Annotated in this window: 17 protein-coding genes; 14 read left to right on the top strand and 3 right to left on the bottom strand. The window is 62.4% G+C overall.

Annotated features, from left to right (window positions below; translation table 11 throughout):
• From phnH to A4A58_RS19840, 9 genes are all read left to right on the top strand, one after another.
• Positions 1–609 carry a phosphonate C-P lyase system protein PhnH gene (gene phnH, locus A4A58_RS19800; RefSeq protein WP_068735205.1) on the top strand — a complete coding sequence of 203 codons (609 nt, stop codon included), beginning with the start codon at positions 1–3 and terminating at the stop codon, positions 607–609.
• A gap of 2 nt (positions 610–611) precedes the next feature.
• Positions 612–1,718, top strand: coding sequence for a carbon-phosphorus lyase complex subunit PhnI (locus A4A58_RS19805; RefSeq protein WP_068735207.1), 1,107 nt, complete (start codon positions 612–614; stop codon positions 1,716–1,718).
• The gene (locus A4A58_RS19810; protein ID WP_068735209.1) at positions 1,715–2,599 is read left to right on the top strand and encodes an alpha-D-ribose 1-methylphosphonate 5-phosphate C-P-lyase PhnJ; all 885 of its coding nucleotides are present in this window, start codon (positions 1,715–1,717) and stop codon (positions 2,597–2,599) included. The genes A4A58_RS19805 and A4A58_RS19810 overlap by 4 nt, the downstream gene beginning before the upstream one ends.
• On the top strand, positions 2,592–3,416 hold the full coding sequence (phnK, locus tag A4A58_RS19815) for a phosphonate C-P lyase system protein PhnK (RefSeq protein ID WP_068735211.1): 825 nt from the start codon (positions 2,592–2,594) through the stop codon (positions 3,414–3,416). The genes A4A58_RS19810 and phnK overlap by 8 nt, the downstream gene beginning before the upstream one ends.
• A gap of 7 nt (positions 3,417–3,423) precedes the next feature.
• Positions 3,424–4,125, top strand: a complete 702-nt coding sequence (gene phnL, locus A4A58_RS19820; protein ID WP_068735213.1) for a phosphonate C-P lyase system protein PhnL — start codon at positions 3,424–3,426, stop codon at positions 4,123–4,125.
• Positions 4,126–4,136: 11 nt separating this feature from the next.
• Complete coding sequence (locus A4A58_RS19825; protein WP_068735215.1) at positions 4,137–5,291, top strand: alpha-D-ribose 1-methylphosphonate 5-triphosphate diphosphatase; 1,155 nt, start codon at positions 4,137–4,139, stop codon at positions 5,289–5,291.
• On the top strand, positions 5,288–5,866 hold the full coding sequence (gene phnN / locus A4A58_RS19830; protein WP_068735217.1) for a phosphonate metabolism protein/1,5-bisphosphokinase (PRPP-forming) PhnN: 579 nt from the start codon (positions 5,288–5,290) through the stop codon (positions 5,864–5,866). The genes A4A58_RS19825 and phnN overlap by 4 nt, the downstream gene beginning before the upstream one ends.
• Positions 5,867–5,888: 22 nt before the next feature.
• Positions 5,889–6,509 carry a pyridoxamine 5'-phosphate oxidase family protein gene (locus A4A58_RS19835; RefSeq protein WP_068735219.1) on the top strand — a complete coding sequence of 207 codons (621 nt, stop codon included), beginning with the start codon at positions 5,889–5,891 and terminating at the stop codon, positions 6,507–6,509.
• 252 nt (positions 6,510–6,761) lie between these two features.
• Positions 6,762–7,061, top strand: a complete 300-nt coding sequence (locus A4A58_RS19840) for an HU family DNA-binding protein (protein WP_068735221.1) — start codon at positions 6,762–6,764, stop codon at positions 7,059–7,061.
• Positions 7,062–7,335: 274 nt separating this feature from the next.
• On the opposite strand, the gene A4A58_RS31750 is transcribed toward A4A58_RS19840, so the two are convergent.
• The 3 genes from A4A58_RS31750 to A4A58_RS19855 all read right to left on the bottom strand — a co-directional run bounded on the left by A4A58_RS31750 (position 7,336) and on the right by A4A58_RS19855 (position 9,720).
• Positions 7,336–7,497, bottom strand: coding sequence for a hypothetical protein (locus A4A58_RS31750; RefSeq protein ID WP_349509581.1), 162 nt, complete (start codon positions 7,495–7,497; stop codon positions 7,336–7,338).
• A gap of 200 nt (positions 7,498–7,697) precedes the next feature.
• Complete coding sequence (locus tag A4A58_RS19850) at positions 7,698–8,483, bottom strand: IclR family transcriptional regulator domain-containing protein (protein WP_068735223.1); 786 nt, start codon at positions 8,481–8,483, stop codon at positions 7,698–7,700.
• A 16-nt stretch (positions 8,484–8,499) separates the two neighbouring features.
• The gene (locus A4A58_RS19855) at positions 8,500–9,720 is read right to left on the bottom strand and encodes an NAD(P)/FAD-dependent oxidoreductase (RefSeq protein ID WP_068735225.1); all 1,221 of its coding nucleotides are present in this window, start codon (positions 9,718–9,720) and stop codon (positions 8,500–8,502) included.
• A 217-nt stretch (positions 9,721–9,937) separates the two neighbouring features.
• Between A4A58_RS19855 and A4A58_RS19860 the strand changes: the two genes are divergently transcribed.
• The 5 genes from A4A58_RS19860 to A4A58_RS19880 all read left to right on the top strand — a co-directional run bounded on the left by A4A58_RS19860 (position 9,938) and on the right by A4A58_RS19880 (position 17,505).
• Positions 9,938–11,629: an amidohydrolase gene (locus tag A4A58_RS19860; RefSeq protein ID WP_068735226.1), complete on the top strand. Its 1,692-nt coding sequence runs from the start codon at positions 9,938–9,940 to the stop codon at positions 11,627–11,629.
• Positions 11,630–11,666: 37 nt separating this feature from the next.
• Positions 11,667–13,034: an aromatic ring-hydroxylating dioxygenase subunit alpha gene (locus tag A4A58_RS19865; protein ID WP_068735228.1), complete on the top strand. Its 1,368-nt coding sequence runs from the start codon at positions 11,667–11,669 to the stop codon at positions 13,032–13,034.
• 31 nt (positions 13,035–13,065) lie between these two features.
• On the top strand, positions 13,066–14,502 hold the full coding sequence (locus A4A58_RS19870) for a glutamine synthetase family protein (protein ID WP_068735230.1): 1,437 nt from the start codon (positions 13,066–13,068) through the stop codon (positions 14,500–14,502).
• A gap of 110 nt (positions 14,503–14,612) precedes the next feature.
• Positions 14,613–15,788: an ABC transporter substrate-binding protein gene (locus tag A4A58_RS19875; RefSeq protein WP_068735233.1), complete on the top strand. Its 1,176-nt coding sequence runs from the start codon at positions 14,613–14,615 to the stop codon at positions 15,786–15,788.
• Between the two features lie 79 nt (positions 15,789–15,867).
• Complete coding sequence (locus A4A58_RS19880) at positions 15,868–17,505, top strand: amidohydrolase (protein WP_068735235.1); 1,638 nt, start codon at positions 15,868–15,870, stop codon at positions 17,503–17,505.
• The last annotated feature ends 1 nt before the right edge of the window (position 17,506 follow it).

Genomic DNA, 17,506 nt, shown 5'->3' on the forward strand with positions numbered 1-17,506 from the left:
ATGACGACAGTTGCGGAAATGCCGGCCGGTTTCGCGGACAAGGTGCTTGCAGCGCAATCGACCTTCCGTTCGGTGATGGATGCGATGGCGCGTCCGGGTACCGTGCAGCGCATTCAGGCTGTTTCGGGCGTTCCCGCGCCAATGATGCGCGGCGCGGCGGCCATCGCGCTGACGCTGTTCGATCAGGACACGCCGGTCTGGCTCGATAGCAAGTTGGCGGCGACGATGGATGTTGCCAAGTGGATCAAGTTTCATACCAGCGCGCCTGTGATTGCCGATCCGGCGGTATGTACCTTTGCCGTAGTGGCAGATCCCGCCGCGCTACCGTCCTTCGAGCACTTTGCATTCGGCTCCGGCGAATATCCGGATCGCTCCACCACGATCATTCTGCAGGTGGCGAGCCTGACTGAAGGCCCTGCCTATGAGCTGCGCGGTCCAGGCATCGACGGCGCCACCATCCTGCGTGCGGCGATTGGCGTGCCGGATCTGCTGGATCGCCTCGCGCTGAATGCCTCGCTGTTTCCCCGAGGCATCGATCTCGTGCTGGTGTCCGGCGAATCCATCGTCGCGCTGCCGCGCACCACGCGTCTTGTCGCGAAGGAGGGCTGAGCATGTATGTCGCCGTCAAGGGTGGCGAACGCGCCATCGAGAATGCGCATCGTCTGCTGGCTCATGAGCGCCGAGGTGATCGCGATGTGCCGGAAGTGTCGCTGGCGCAGATTTCCAATCAGCTCGGCCTAGCGGTCGATCGCGTAATGACCGAAGGCTCGCTCTATGATCGCGAGCTCGCTGCGCTGGCCATCAAGCAGGCGCGCGGCGACATGATCGAGGCGATCTTCCTGCTGCGCGCCTTTCGCGCGACGTTGCCGCGGTTCGGATCGAGTGAGCCCATTGATACGTCGCAAATGCAAGTGCGGCGTCGCGTGTCCTCGACCTTCAAGGATATGCCAGGCGGCCAGGTGCTCGGCCCGACCTTCGACTACACGCATCGTCTTCTTGATCCCGAGCTGACCGGCGAATCCTCGCCCGAGCAGCCGGCCATGACCGACGCAGAGCCGGGCGTGATGCCGCGCGTGACTGATATCCTCGGCCGCGACGGCCTGATTGAAACGTCGCCCATCGAAGATCCCGAAAAGCCGGTCGGCGATCTCACCCGCGATGCGCTGAGCTTCCCGGCAGACCGCGATCTGCGCCTTCAGAATCTTGCGCGGGCCGATGAAGGGTTTCTTCTGTCGCTCGGCTATTCCTCGCAGCGCGGCTATGGCCGCAACCATCCTTTCGCCGGCGAAATCCGTCTTGGCGAGGTCGAGGTCGAATTCATGGCCGAGGATGTCGGTTTCGCGGTGCCGCTGGGGTCGATCACGCTGACCGAGTGTCAGATGGTCAACCAGTTCAAGGGCAGCGATACGGAAGCGCCGTGCTTCACCCGCGGATATGGCCTCGCTTTCGGTCAGTCTGAGCGCAAAGTAATGTCGATGGCGCTGGTCGATCGCACGCTGCGTGCACGCGAGCTTGGCGAGGACATCAAGGCGCCGGCGCAGGACGAGGAATTCGTCATGTCGCATTCCGACAATGTGCAGGCGACCGGCTTCGTCGAGCATCTGAAGCTGCCGCATTATGTCGACTTCCAGTCCGAACTCGGCCTGCTCCGCAAGCTGCGCAAGGAATTCGCCGACGCCAACGAGACGCCAGTTGCTCTTCAGGAGGCCGCGGAATGAACGCGCCGACATATAACTTCGCTTATCTGGACGAGCAGACCAAGCGGATGATCCGCCGCGCCATTCTCAAGGCGATCGCGATCCCCGGCTATCAGGTGCCGTTCGCCAGCCGGGAAATGCCGATGCCCTACGGCTGGGGCACCGGCGGCGTGCAGGTGACGGCGGCGATCCTCGGACCCATCGACAAGCTCAAGGTGATCGACCAGGGCTCCGACGACACCACCAACGCGATCTCGATCCGCAAGTTCTTCGAGAAGACCGCAGGCGTGGCCGTGACCACGAGCACGGGTGATGCGACGGTCATTCAGACCCGGCATCGCATTCCCGAAGCGACGCTGCAGGCGCATCAGGTGCTGGTCTATCAGGTGCCGATCCCGGAGCCGCTGCGCTTCCTCGAGCCACGCGAGACAGAGACGCGGCGTATGCATGCGCTCGCCGAATACGGCTTGATGCATGTAAAGCTCTATGAGGACATCGCGCGCTTCGGCCATATCGCCACGTCCTATGCCTATCCGGTGAAGGTCAATGCGCGTTACGTGATGGACCCGTCGCCGACGCCGAAATTCGACAATCCGAAGATGGACAACTGCGCGGCGCTGCAGCTATTTGGCGCCGGCCGCGAGAAGCGCATCTATGCGATCCCGCCCTACACATCGGTGGTGTCGCTGGATTTCGAGGACCATCCGTTCGAGCCCTACAAGCACAAGGCCTGCTGCGCGCTGTGCAACGCCGAGGATAGCTATCTCGACGAAATCGTAACCGACAACAAGGGCAGCCGGATGTTCGTCTGCTCCGACACCGATTATTGCGAAACGCGGCAATCACAGGGACACCGCGGCAGCGAGAATGCTGCGCCCTATGCGGAGAGCGCAAATGCTTGATGTGACAGCGAATTCAGGTCACCGCGCCGCGCCCGTGCCTGCCAGCGACGAGCCGTTGCTTGTTGCGGCAAACCTGGGGAAATCTTATGGCCGTCTTGCGGCATGCCGCGACGTGTCGTTCGAACTCTATTCCGGCGAAGTTCTGGCCATCGTCGGCGAGTCCGGCTCCGGCAAATCGACGCTGCTGCAGATTCTCTCAGGCCAATTGGCGTCGACCACTGGCAGCGTCGCCTACCGGATGCGCGATGGCGTAACGCGCGATCTCGCCACCATGGGCGAGGCTGAGCGGCGCTTCCTGTTCCGCACTGACTGGGGCTTCGTGCATCAGGACCCGGCGATGGGGCTGCGCATGGCGGTTTCCGCCGGCGCCAATGTCGGTGAGCGACTGATGGCCGTTGGCCATAACCATTATGGCAAGATCCGCGACACTGCGTCGTCCTGGCTCGAGCGCGTCGAGATTTCGCCCGAGCGTATCGACGATGCGCCGCGGACCTATTCCGGCGGTATGCGGCAGCGGCTGCAGATCGCGCGCAATCTCGTCACCGAACCGCGTCTCGTGTTCATGGACGAACCGACCGGCGGTCTCGACGTATCGGTGCAGGCGCGTTTGCTGGACATGATGCGCACGCTGGTCTCGGAGCTTGGTCTGTCGGCCATCGTCGTGACCCATGATCTCGCGGTGGCGCGGTTGCTGTCACATCGCGTGATGGTTATGCAGGGCGGACGCGTGATCGAAACTGGTCTCACGGATCAGGTGCTCGACGATCCCAGAGAGCCCTATACGCAACTGCTTGTTTCCTCGATTTTGCCGGCGTGAGGGCAACATGATTCCGATGATCGATATCCGCAACGCCGAAAAGACCTTCGTGATGCATCTGCAGGACGGCATTCGCCTGCCTGTTGTGCGCAATGTCTCCTTTCACGTTGCGCCGGGCGAATGCGTGGTGCTGTCCGGCCCCTCGGGGGCGGGCAAGTCGTCGATCCTGAAGATGATCTTCGGCAATTATCGTTGCGACGGCGGCACCATCGGAGTGCGCCACAACGGTGATGTCATCGATATCGCCACCGCCGAGCCGCGCGAGATTCTGGGTGTGCGCCGCGACACCATCGGCTATGTCAGCCAGTTCCTGCGCGCAGTGCCGCGTGTGGCCGCGATCGATGTCGTGGCCGAGCCGCTGCTCGTTGCTGCCGTAACGCGCGAGGAGGCGCGTGCGCGTGCGGGGGCGTTGCTTAAACGTCTCAACATTCCCGAGCGGCTGTGGAAGCTGCCGCCATCGACCTTCTCCGGCGGCGAGCAGCAACGCGTGAATATCGCCCGTGGCTTTATCTCCGATCTGCCGATCCTGTTGCTGGACGAACCGACTGCATCGCTTGATGCAGCCAACCGCGCCGTGGTGGTCGAGCTGGTTGCAGAGAAAAAACGTGCGGGTGTTGCCATGGTCGCCATTGTGCATGACGACGAAGTGCGGCACTTGATCGCCGACCGGCTGGTGGACGTCGCATCCTTCGCCGCTGCTGCTGCCTGAGAAAGAGAACCATGATCGCATCATCGACCGAAACCGTCATCGGCAACGCCAGGATCGTTCTTGCCGACCGCGTCATCGACAAGGGCTGGATCGCCTTTGTTGACGGTCGCATTGCCGAATTCGGTGAGGGAGATGCGCCGCGCGGCAGCGACGACATGCGCGGCGATCTGATCATGCCCGGCCTGGTCGAATTGCACACCGACCATCTCGAAGCGCATTTCATGCCGCGGCCGAAGGTGTTCTGGGATCCCATCCCCGCGGTCGTCTCCTATGACGGCCAGCTTGCTACCTCCGGCATCACCACAGTGCTGGACTCGGTACGGGTCGGCTGCGAGGACTCAAGCCAGGGGATCGACAGCTATGCCGGCCTGCTGGTGGATTCCATTGCCTCTGCCGGCGAAGCCAGTCTCCTGCGGGTCGATCACTTCCTGCATCTGCGCTGCGAGATTCCGATGCCGACCGTGGTCGAGGAAGCGAAGGCGCTCTTGGAGAAGCCGAACGTCCGGCTGATGTCGCTGATGGACCACACGCCAGGCCAGCGCCAGTTCCGCGACGAGGAGAAGCTACGCACTTACTATCGCGGCAAGGGTGGCAAGAGCGATGCCGAGCTCGATGTGATGTTCGCGCAACGCCTGGCCTGTCAGCAGCAATATGCGGCCGGCAATATGCGCGCGATCGTGGCGCTGGCCCATGGGCGAAACATTCCGCTGGCGAGCCATGACGACACCACGGAAGACAACGTGACCGAAGCCGTTGGAGACAAGGTCTCGGTGGCCGAATTCCCGACCACGCTGGAAGCGGCCCAAGGCCTGCACAAGGCCGGCATCGGCATCCTGATGGGCGCGCCGAATGTCGTCCGCAACGGATCGCATTCCGGCAATATCGCGGCGATCGATCTCGCCCGCGAAGGCATGCTGGATATCCTGTCGTCGGACTATGTGCCGTCGAGCCTTCTGATGGGCGCGTTGCAGCTCTCGAGCAAGGTGCCATCCATCGATCTGGCGAGCGCGATCCGCACGGTGACCAAGCGGCCCGCGGAAGCCGTCGGGCTCACGGACCGCGGCGAGATCGCGGTCGGCAAGCGCGCCGATGTGATCCGCGTACATGTGGCGCATGAGGTACCGGTGGTGCGCAATGTCTGGCGCGAAGGACATCGGGTGGCATGACCGACACCGCGGCGATATCCGAAGCGCAGGCAGGCCGGATCGGCCCCGGCCGGTTGGTGCTGGTGGTCGGCCCGTCGGGTGCCGGCAAGGATACGCTGATCGGTCTGGCGCAGGCCGCCTGCGCGGATGACAACAAGGTGGTGTTCGCGCGCCGCGTGGTGACGCGCGCGGCATCAGAATTCGAGAACAACGAACAGGTCACGCCGGAGGCTTTCTGGCGGGCACAGGCGCGCGGCGACTTCGCCATCGACTGGGAGGCGCATGGCCTCTGCTATGCGCTGCCGCGCTCCATCGACGATGAACTCCGCGCCGGCCGCAGCGTCGTCGCCAATATTTCGCGGACGGTGATCCCGGCGTTGCGCGCCGCCTATGACAATGTTGTCGTGGTGTCGATCACGGCGCCATCAGAGGTTCTGGCGGCACGGCTGGCGGCACGTGGCCGCTCTAGCGATGGACCGATCGGCGACCGGCTGCGCCGCAGCGTCGATGGCGCGAGGCCCGACGTGACGATCAATAATGTCGGTGCGGCGGAAGAGCACGCCGGCGATCTGATCCGGATCATCAGAGGCCAATAGTCAGGCGAACGGGAGAGCGATTATGTCAGTCATAGGAACGATCGAACAGCTCGAACAGATCTACGGTCGTTTCGATGACATTGGCGAAGCCTCCACCGCCAAGGTCGCGGACTGCGTGACGGCGCAATATCGCCGGCTGATCGAAGTGTCGCCTTTCGCGGCGCTGGCGACCACCGGCCCAGAGGGGCTGGATTGCTCGCCGCGCGGCGACCTGCCGGGCTTCGTCCGCATCCATGATGAGAAGACCCTGATGATGCCCGACCGTCGCGGCAACAACCGCGTCGACAGCCTGCGCAACATCGTGCGTGATCCGCGGATCGCGCTGCTGTTCCTGATCCCGGGCTCGGGCACGACGCTGCGCATCAACGGAGAGGCGCATCTGTCGGCGGATCCCGCATTGCTTGAATCCTTTGCGGTGACAGAGAAGGCTCCCCGCACGGTTATCGTGATGACGGTCGGGGAGATCTATTTCCAATGCGCCCGCGCCATCGTGCGGTCCGATCTCTGGAACCCTGATAAACGCGTCGATCCGAAGACCCTGCCGACGCCCGGCGAGATCCTGGCGGAGATGAGCGAGCGCCGGGTCGGCGGTCCGGAATACGATCGGCAATGGCCGGAAAGGGCGCGCCAGACCATGTGGTGACGGGGCGAATCTGGGGGTGATTTTTGCAGTGCGTTTCTGTCGCCTGCCGCGACTCCGTAGGCCCCTTGTTTCAAGTATTTTGCGCTTGCGAGGGTCCTGAAACCCTGCCGTACAAGTCGAATCGGGGTTTGATGGTCAAAAAACATCATTTTTCCCGGCAAAATCTGTGAAAATTTCATTGAGAACGGGTTTTTTCCCGTAATTCCTCATAGTGTCTGTCTCACCGAATCACGGCAAACCAAAAGGTGCAAAATGGCAGACCAAATGACGAAGTCGCAGCTCATCGAGAAAATCGCTGAGACCACTGAGCTCTCGAAGAAGGACGTCAAGGGCGTTATCGAGACCATGGCGACCCTCGGCTATAAAGAGCTGAAGAAGAGCGGCGTGTTCCTCGTTCCCGGCTTCGCCAAGTTCGTCGTCATAAAGAAGCCCGCCACCAAGGCACGCAAGGGCACCAACCCCTTCACCGGCGAAGCCATGACCTTCAAGGCCAAGCCGGCCCGCAAGATCGTGCGCGCCCGCCCGGTCAAGGCTGCGAAGGACGCGGTCTAAGCGGACCCTCGGCGCGGTCGCCCATGAGGTGACCGCAGCCGACTTGAATTGAGAACGGCGCGGCATTCCCTTGGGATGCCGCGCCGTTTTCGTTTGGGGGAGTGCCTGACCTCTCCCCGCTTGCGGGGAGAGGTCGACTGCAACGCGCGAAGCGCGTGGAAGTCGGGTGAGGGGCTCTCCATTCGCCTGCGCCTGCGGAGGCTCCCCCTCATCCGTCGTCGCTTCGCGACGCCACCTTCTCCCCGCAGGCGGGGAGAAGGCAGTCAGCGCGGCTCTACTCGTTCAGCCGCTTCTTGTAGGCGACGGGGTCCATGTCCCGGATATCGACGCTGAGGCTCTTGGTCTGCGGCAGCAGTTCGGCCATCGCTGCTCGCAGGGCTTCGCTGACAACAACCTTCTGCTCGGGCGTGCGGCCTTCGCATCGATACGGTGACATGGCAGAAGCCGTCGCGTTCCCTGGCAAGCAGATAGTCCACATAGGCCATCGTGCGGACCTTGATGTCCCCCGCCTGCATCACGCCGGTGGCGGCTGCTGCATCATGCAGGGCCTGCATCAGGCTGGTGGCGTCGAACAGGCTGCCATGGCCCTCGGTGGAGTGTTCGATGACGAGATGCGGCATGGGCTGTCCAGTTGGATTAAAGAAGCAGCGGCTTTACCGAGTCGGCGGCATCGCGCAGCAGCGGCAGGAAGCGGTCGATCATTTCCCCGGTCGAGACCCGGTCGACATGGGCGCCCATATTGATGGCGGCGACGATCGCGCCATCGTAGCGCCGCACGGGCACCGAGATCGAGCGGAAGCCCGGCTCGGCCTCGCGGTCGACCAGCGAATAGCCTTTCTCGCGGTCGGTGATGATAGTCGCCTTCAGCAATTCCTTGTCGACAACCGTGAAGGGCGTCATTGCCACGAGATCCATCGCATCCAGCGTCGCGGTGAGGTCGTCGTTGGAAAATTTCCCGAGCATGGCGCGGCCGACCGACGAACAGAACGCCGGTAGCCGGTAGCCGAGATCGATGCCGGCGGAGAATACGCGTGCCGGGCTGGCGCGGGCGACGAAGATCACCTCATGGCCCTCGAGCACCGCGAGCGAGGAAATCTCCTGCGCATCGCTGGAGATGCTGTCGAGCACCGGCTGCAGGATGGTGACGACCTGATTGGACGTCATATAGGAGCCGGCCAGCGCGAGGACGCGCGGCGAGAGCGCGAACAGCTTGCCGTCGCTGGTCACATAGCCCTTGCGTTCCAGCGTGAACAGGATGCGTCGGGCGGTGGCACGCGGCAGGTCGGCGGCCTTGGCGACGTCGCTCAGCGTCATCGGGCGCGAATGCGCGCCGAACAGTTCGAGCACCCGCAAGCCGCGATCGAGGCTCTCGATGAAGTCGGTATTGCCGCGTTCGTCGTCGGGGCGCTTGATTTTGGGCATGAGCCGCTGGTCCGACCTATTTGCCTGCTTCGAATTTTTTCAGATCGAATGACAGATCGGCGGCCTGTTCTGGTGTCGGCGACAACGACGCGGTGATCAGGCGACGTGCGATCATCTGGTCGCCCGGCCGGTTGATACTGTCGACGGCGGTGAGCTTGCCGTCGCGATAATAAAACACCGAGAACTTGCCATCATCCATCGAACCGCGGATCACCGCGCTGTCGGTTGGCGCAGAGAGGCCGACGATCTGCAGCTTGGCGTCATATTGATCCGACCAGAAACGCGGCACCGCGTCATAGGCTTCCGGCCTGCCGGCGATCATCGCGCCCACAGCCTTGCCCTGATCGGTGGCGTTCTGCACGGCTTCCAGCCTGACGCGGCGGCCGGCGAAGCCGTTGTGGTGATTGCTGACGTCGCCGGCGGCATAGATGTTCGGCGCGCTGGTCAGGCCATGTTCGTCGACATCGATGCCATTGGTGCAGGTGATATCCGCCTGCGCGGCCAACTCGTCATTGGCGATGCCGCCAATGCCGGCGACGATCAGGTCGGCGCGCACCCGCAGGCCGCTGGAGCAGACGACCTCATGCACGGCGCTGTTGCCTTCGATGGCAACGACGGATTCGTTGAAGCGGATGTCGAGACCATGGGAGCGATGGCTATCCAGAAGGAATTGCGAGATCAGCGGCGATACCGCGCGCTCCAACAGGCGCGACTGCGCCTCGATCAGCGTCACCTTCTTGCCGGCCTTGGCAGCAGTCGATGCTACTTCGAGGCCGATGAAGCCGCCGCCGACGATGACGACATCGTTGGCTGCTTCGAGCCGGGGCTTGAGATGCAGCGCGTCATCGAGTGTGCGCAGATAGACGATGCCGTCGCGCTCATGGCCGGGCACGCTGAGCCGTCGCGCCCGTGAGCCGGTGGCGATGACAAGCTGATCGAAGGGCAGGCTGTCGCCGCCGTCCAGTGCGATCCGGCCAGCCGCGTGATCGAGCCCGATGGCGCGATGGCCCAGCACCAGTTCGATGCCCTGGGTCTTGAAATAGTCCTCGCCGCGGAGGAAAAGGCTGTTGTGCACGACGTCGCCAGACAGAAATGCTTTGGACAGTGGCGGTCGCTGATAGGGCAGATGGATTTCGTCGGCGACGATGCGGATCGGCGCCTGATAGCCTTTCTCACGCGCACTGATGCCTGCCTGCACGCCGGCATAGGACGCGCCCACGATCACCAGACCCGTCATGCTTGTCCTCCGAACGTCGTTTCCACGCGAGATTTGTTCATTGAGGGAACATACGTTCGGAATAATTGATGGGCAAGCGGAAGGCCAAATGCCCACCATTGCCGACGTTACGAGCATCGGCGCTTCAAAATTGGGCTTGCACACGATTTAGTTTGGATCCAATCTATCAATATTCGAACTAATGTTCGCTTATTGAACATTATTGGGGGCAGTTCTGATGAAGTTCACGTCCTTGTGGATTGCCGGAATACTCGTCGCTGCGGCGCTGCCGGCAGCCGCGCAGCAACGCAACGTCAACGATCCCGATCTCGTGCTGGTGGGCGGAAAAGTCCTGACCATGGACAGCGGCTCGACCGTGGCCGAGGCGGTAGCGGTTCGCGACGGCAAGATTCTCGCGGTCGGCAGCACCGCCTCCGTCAGACCGCTCGCCGGCGCGCAGACGCGGGTCATTGATCTCGCCGGCAAGACTGTCGTTCCCGGGCTTATCGATACCCATGCCCATTTCGGCGCGGCCGGCCTGGGCGCCTATGTCGTCAACCTCAGCCCGGCCAAGAACGTGGCTGAGGCCTTGCAGTTGCTGAAGGCCTTCGTTGCGAAGAAGCAGGCCGGCGAGTGGATCACCACCGGTGGCTGGCATCCGCCATCGCAACTCGCGGAGAAGCGCTACCTGACCCGGCAGGAAATCGACAGCGTGACGCCGAACAACCCGGTATATCTGCGCACGGTCGGGCATTTCGCCATGGCCAACAGCCTTGCCTTGCAGAAGGCCGGAATCGACAAGACGACGCCCGATCCGTCGGGCGGATCGTTCGAGCGCGATGCTGCGGGCGAACTGACCGGCGTGCTGGTCGAGACCGCGATCCCGCTGGTCGAAAATCGCGTGCCACCGTTCACCGAGGCCGAGCAGATCAACCAGTACAAGGTCGCCGAGGCCGCGCTGAACAGCTTTGGCATCACCAGCGTGGTCGAAGGCGCCACCAGCGCGCGCGACACGCGCACGCTGCAGAAGATCGCGCTGTCGAAGGAAGCGACCTTGCGCGTCGGACTGATGTACCGCCCCGAGCCGCCGGCCGAACTTTCCGCATGGGAAGCGATTATGAACGGCAGCGGCGCGACGTCAGGTTTCGGCGACGACTGGCTGAAGTTCGGCGGCATCAAGATCTTCTACGACGGCGGCATGACGTTGAAGACGGCGATGATGCGCGATGTCTATCCGGACTCGCATGACGATTATCACGGCATCGCCCAGCAGACGCCGGAGCGGTTGAAGCAACTGGTGTCGATCTGCAACAAGTATGACTGGCGCGTTGGCGTTCATGTCGTCGGCGACCTCGGCGTCGATCAGGTGCTGGACGCCTTCGAGGCCGCGGACAAGGAAAAGTCGATCAAGGATCGCCGCTTTATTCTGATCCATGCCAGCCTGATCAGGCCGGAGCAGATGGAGCGCGCGCACCGTCTCGGCGTGAGGGTCGATTTCCAGAACGTGTTCATGTGGGACAAGGCCGCGACCGTGGAACGCTTTCTCGGCAAAGCGGTGGCGGACCGCGCCGTTCCGACCAAATCGTTGATCGACAAGATGGGCCTAGACAATCTCGGCGCCGGCACCGACTTCCCGGTCAATCCGATCAACCCGTTCCTCAACATGTACATCATGGTGACGCGGAAAGACCCGAATGGCCACGTCTACGGCGCGGCCGAAGCGATCGGCCGAGAGCAGGCGCTGAGGCTCTATACAAGCGCCGCATCCCGATACATGTTCGACGAAGCGCGGAAGGGCACGCTGGAGGCCGGCAAGCTGGCGGACCTCGTCGTTCTTTCCGCCGACTTCATGAGCGTTCCTGAAGACCAGATCAAGAATATCACGGCCGATATGACATTGGTTGGCGGTAAAGTCGTATTTCAACGTTGAGCCGTACCACCGGTCGAGTTCGAAGAGGAATCTTCCCATGATGAGCCAAGAGCAGAACGACCTGATCACCCGTATCGGGCCCAAGGCGCCCGCGGGCAAGCTGATGCGCCAATACTGGCAGCCGGCGGCGCTGGTCGATGAGCTCGAAGGGGATCGTCCGATCCGTCCGGTCAAATTGCTCGGCGAAGATTTTGTCCTGTTCCGCGACGAGCAGGGCCGTTATGGCCTGCTGGATCGCGACTGTCCGCATCGCGGTGCTGATCTGGCCTTCGGTCGCCTTGAAGGCGGCGGCGTGCGCTGCGCGTTTCACGGCTGGCTGTTCGACGTCGAGGGCAAGTGCCTGGAGACACCGGCCGAGCCGAAGACCTCGAAGCTTTGCGCCGGCATCAAGCAGCGCGCTTATCCGGTGGTCGAGAAGGGCGGCATTCTCTGGGCTTATCTTGGCGAGGGCGAGCCGCCGGCATTCCCGGAGATCGACTGTTTCGCCGCACCCGGTCAGTACACCTTCGCCTTCAAGGGGCTGTTTGAATGTAACTGGCTGCAGGCGCTGGAGGTCGGTATCGATCCCGCCCATGCCTCGTTCCTGCATCGCTTCTTTGAGGACGAAGACGTCAAGGCGTCCTACGGCAAGCAGTTCCGCGGCGCATCCGCTGGCACCGAGCTGCCGATGACCAAGATCCTGCGCGAGTATGATCGCCCGATCATCAATGTCGAATCGACCGAATACGGTCTGCGTCTGATTGCGTTGCGCGAGCTCGACGACGAGCGCACCCATGTCCGCGTCACCAACCAGCTATTCCCGCACGGCTTCGTCATTCCCATGAGCACGGAAATGACGATCACCCAGTGGCACGTGCCGGTCGATGACGAGAACTGCTATTGGTATGCGATCTTCACCAGCTACACGACACCGGTCGACAAGAAGAAGATGACCGACCAGCGGCTCGAACTCTACGAGCTGCCGAACTACACCTCGCGCAAGAACAAGACCAACGACTACGGCTTCAATCCGCACGAGCAGAAGCACGAGACCTATACCGGCATGGGCGCCGACATCAACGTCCACGACCAGTGGGCGGTGGAATCCATGGGCAAGATCCAGGATCGTACCCGTGAGCATCTTGGCTCCAGCGACAAGGCGATCATCGCCTATCGCAAGCTGCTGCGTGCGGAGATCGAGAAGGTTGCCGGCGGCCAGAGGCCGATGATGTCTCTCGATGCGGACACCGCGCGCAGCATTCAGGGCCCGGGCACCATGGACGGCATCGGGCCGACCAAGGGCTGGGAAACCTATTGGATGGAAGTCGACGTCGCCCGCCGTCGTGGTGCGCCATGGATGGCGGCGGCTCCGGCCGACCAGACCGAGCCGGGGTCCAATGTCATCCACCTGCCGGCGGCAGAGTGAAGATCGATCAGAACAGCCGCGGGAGAGTGCGTTGAGTTTCGTTGAACGTCACGGTTTGTGGTCCGCGGAGCAGAAAGAAGCAGCCGTCCGGCTGCGCAGCATGGTCGAAGAGCACAAGCTCGAAGTGGTCCGGCTGTCGTTTCCGGATCAGCACGGCATCCTGCGCGGCAAGACGCTGATCGCCAGCGAGGCGTTGCGCTGTCTCGAAAGCGGCTGCTCGATCACCACGACGATGTTCGCCAAGGACACGTCGCACAAGACGGTGTTTCCGGTGTTCACCGCCGGCGGCGGCTTCGGCATTCCCGAGATGCAGGGCGCGGCCGACGTCTTGATGATCCCGGATCCGACGACGTTCCGTGTGTTGCCATGGGCGCCGGAGACAGGCTGGGTTCTGTGCGACGTGCATTTCGCCGACGGACGTCCGGTGCCGTTCGCGACGCGCAACCTCTACAAGAAGGTGCTCGGCGATCTCGGCGCGCGTGGCTACGATTTCGTTGCCGGTCTTGAAGTCGAATTTCATATTTTCAACGTCGAGAACAACCGCATGAAGCCGGAGGATGCCGGCCAGCCCGGCACGCCGCCGGATGTCAGCCTGCTCTCGCACGGCTACAACTATCTCACCGAGCAGCGCTACGACCAGATGGAGCCGGTGCTGGAAATCATCCGGCGCGACGTGCTGGCGCTCGGTCTACCGCTGCGGTCGGTCGAAGTCGAATACGGCCCGAGCCAATGCGAATTCACTTTCGCGCCGACCATCGGCCTCACGCCCGCCGACAGCATGGTGCTGTTTCGCAGCGCCGTGAAGCAGATCGCGCATCGCCACGGCTATCACGCGACCTTCATGTGCCGGCCGAAGATTCCGAATGTCGTGTCATCGGGCTGGCATCTGCACCAGTCGATCGTATCGCGTACGACCGGCGCGAACGCGTTCATGCCGACCGAGGGCACGCAGCCGCTGTCATCGTTCGGGCAGGGCTATCTCGCGGGGCTTCTTACGCATGCGCGCGCGGCGACCGTATTCACGACGCCGACTATCAACGGCTACAAGCGTTATCGCTCCTATTCTCTGGCGCCGGACCGTGCGATCTGGGGCCGCGATAATCGTGGCGCGATGTTGCGCGTGCTCGGCGGTGCTGGCGATTCCGCGACGCGTATCGAAAATCGCGTCGGCGAGCCCGCCGCCAATCCCTATCTCTATATGTCGTCGCAGATCCTCTCGGGTCTCGACGGCGTTGATCGCAAGCTCGATCCAGGGCCATCAGCCGATACGCCTTACGAGACCAATGCCGATCTGCTGCCGAAGTCGCTGCGTGAGGCGACCTTTGCGCTCAAGGAAGATCCGTTCTTCCGCGAGAAGATGGGCGCGATGATGGTCGACTATTATACGCACATCAAGAATGCTGAGATCGATCGCTTCCAGGCGGAAGTCTCCGACTGGGAGCAGCGCGAATATTTCGAGATGTTCTGACGCTGCAATCTGTCGCGTCTTGTTGAAATCAAACGCGCCCCAGTTCGGCACGTTTATTGAATACAGGTTTGCCGAATAGCTTTCCAACTTTTGTAACGGGGACTACTGCAATGAATAAAGGCGCTCAATCGATCCTGGCTCTGGCCATTCTCGGCCTGATGACCGGTACTGCATCCGCCGACGTCATCAAGGTTGGTGTCATCGGCACGTTTTCGGGGCCGTATGCGCTGTTCGGCAAGAACTTCAAGATGGGCATCGATGCCTGGGTTGCGCAGAATGGCAACAAAGTAGGCAATCACACGGTCGAGTTTGTTTACAAGGACGAAGAAGGCCCGAACCCCGCGAAGTCGAAGGCGCTGGCGCAGGAGCTGCTGGTCAAGGACAAGGTGCAGTATCTCGCCGGCATCTATTTCACGCCGAACGCGCTGGCGGTTGCGCCGCTGCTCGAAGAATCCAAGACGCCGCTGATCGTGATGAATGCGGCGACCTCGGCCATCGTTGAGAAGAGCCCCTATATCGTCCGCACCTCCTTCACCATGTGGCAGAACACGGTGCCCGCGGCAAAGGTCGCGTTCAAGAATGGCGCCAAGAAAGTTGCAATTGCGGTCAGCGATTACGGTCCGGGCATCGATGCCGAAGCGGCGTTCAAGAAGACCTTTGAAGGCGAGGGCGGCGCCGTTGTTGAGGCAGTCCGCATTCCGCTCGCCACCACCGACTTCAGCCCGATCATGCAGCGTATCAAGGACTCCGGCGCTGACACGATTTTCACCTTCCTGCCATCGGGTCCGCCGACCCTTGGTTTCGTGAAGGCCTATCTCGACAACGGTCTCAAGGCCGGCGGCGTCAAGCTGATGTCGACGGGCGACGTGGTGACCGAGCCGGATCTGCCGAATATCGGCGATCCCGGCATCGGCATCCTGTCGACCTATCACTATTCGGTGTCGCATGACTCGAAGGAAAATGCCGCGTTCCTCGCGGAGCTCAAGAAGGGCGGCGCCAGCCTGGACGAGGTCACCATGACCTCGGTCGCGGCTTATGACGGTGCACGCCTGATCTACAAGATGATCGAGGCCACCGACGGCAAGCGCGATCCGGCCAAGGCGGTAGACGCGGTGAAGGACATGAAGTGGATCTCGCCGCGTGGTCCGGTATCGATCGATCCCGCCACCCGCCACATCCGTCAGAACGTCTATGTGCGCAGCGTGGCGAAGGTGGACGGCAAGCTGATCAACAAGGAAGAGCAGACCTTTGCCGATCAGCCCGATTGGGCGCTCAGCACGAAGTAGGCAATGCCGGGGATTCCGCCTCGTTGCGGAATCCCCCTCTTTCTGCGACATCGTCGCGCGAGATGAGATTTCCTTCGACATGACCAGCCGCGCGCGCTCGCTTCGATTGACCAACGCCCGCATCTATCGTTCTGCCTGGGATGAAACCCCCGCGGACAGCATCGTCGTCAGCGATGGCAAGGTGGTCTGGATTGGTGCAGCAGATGTTGCGCCATCCGCCGACGAGACGATCGATCTCGCGGGCGCCACCGTCATTCCCGGCCTCACCGACGCGCATATTCATCTGTTCGCTATCGCCCATGCGCGACTGCAGGTGCCGGTCACGCCGCGCGATGCGCCCACGATATCCGATGTGCTTGATTTGCTGGTTGCGCGTGCGCGCGCCATTCCATGTGATAAATGGGTCTACGGCGCGGGCCTCGATGAGAACGGACTGGCGGAGCATCGGCTGCCGACACGGGCCGAGATCGACGTCGTCATTCCCGATCATCCGGTGCTGATCCGCCGCTTCTGCGGTCATGTCGCCGTCGTCAACAGTGCCGCGCTGCGACTGCTGGACATCGACGATGCCACTGCCGATCCGGAAGGTGGCACGTTCGGGCGCTCCGAGGATGGCCGACTGGACGGCAGTGCCAAAGAAAGCGCAGCCGAACTGATATTCCGTGCGGCGCCGCCGATGGATCGCAATGAGCTCACCACGGCTCTGCGCGCGACAATTGCCGACAGCGCCAGGTTCGGTCTTATTGCTGCTGTAGAAGCTGCGGTCGGATTCACCGTCGGCTTCGATGATGAATTCGCGATCTGGAACGAGATCCGCGCGAATGGCGATGTGCTGCCAATGCGGCTCGGCTTCATGAACCAGCTCGACCCGGCTGAAGCGGCGGCGCGTGGGTTGGCGCCGACGCAAAACGTCGACTGGCAGTCGATGACGCTGAAATATTTCGCTGATGGCATCGTCGGCGCGCGAACTTCGGCGGTGAGCGAGGATTTCTTCGATACGCCGTCCCGCGGCATGTTCATGCGCGATGAAACCGAACTGCAGCGCGTGATCGCCGACGCGCATGCGGACGGCTGGCAGGTCGCCGTTCATTGTACCGGCGATCGCGGTATCGACTGCATCATCGAAGCCTATGAGAAGGCGCAGGCAGCGTATCCCCGCGCCGATGCCCGGCATCGCATCGAACATTACTTCGTGCCGCCCGCCGGTGGACTGGCACGGATGAAGGCATTGGGCGCGCTCGTCGTCACCCAGCCAAGTTTCCTCACCCGGATGCGGCGCTCGATTGCCGGCGCTTTCGGTCCGCGCGCCGATCGTTGCTATCCCGGCCGCTCGGTGATCGACGCGGGTGTCACTTACATCGCCAGCTCTGATGCGCCGACCGGGTCGTGGTCTCCGTGGGATGGCATTGCCGATGCGGTGAGCCGCGCCTCGGACAGCGGCGGTGCGCCGATCGGGCAGGGTGAAGCCATCAGCGTCCGCGAAGCCATTCACAGCTATACGGTCGGTGGCGCCATCGCGATGAAGCAGGAAGACTGGCGCGGCACGCTGATGCCGGGCATGGCGGCCGATCTGATCGCCCTTGATCGCGATCCGTTCGCCGCCGAGTGCTTCCCTTTGAAGGAGACGCAGGTGTTGCTCACCATGGTGCGTGGCGCCGTCGTCCATGACGCCATGCCGCAGTTTCCGGAATGGCGCTCGGCCGCTGCTTCGGCATAGG

The organism is Tardiphaga robiniae (genome assembly GCF_001618955.1).
Lineage (GTDB): Bacteria > Pseudomonadota > Alphaproteobacteria > Rhizobiales > Xanthobacteraceae > Tardiphaga > Tardiphaga robiniae_A.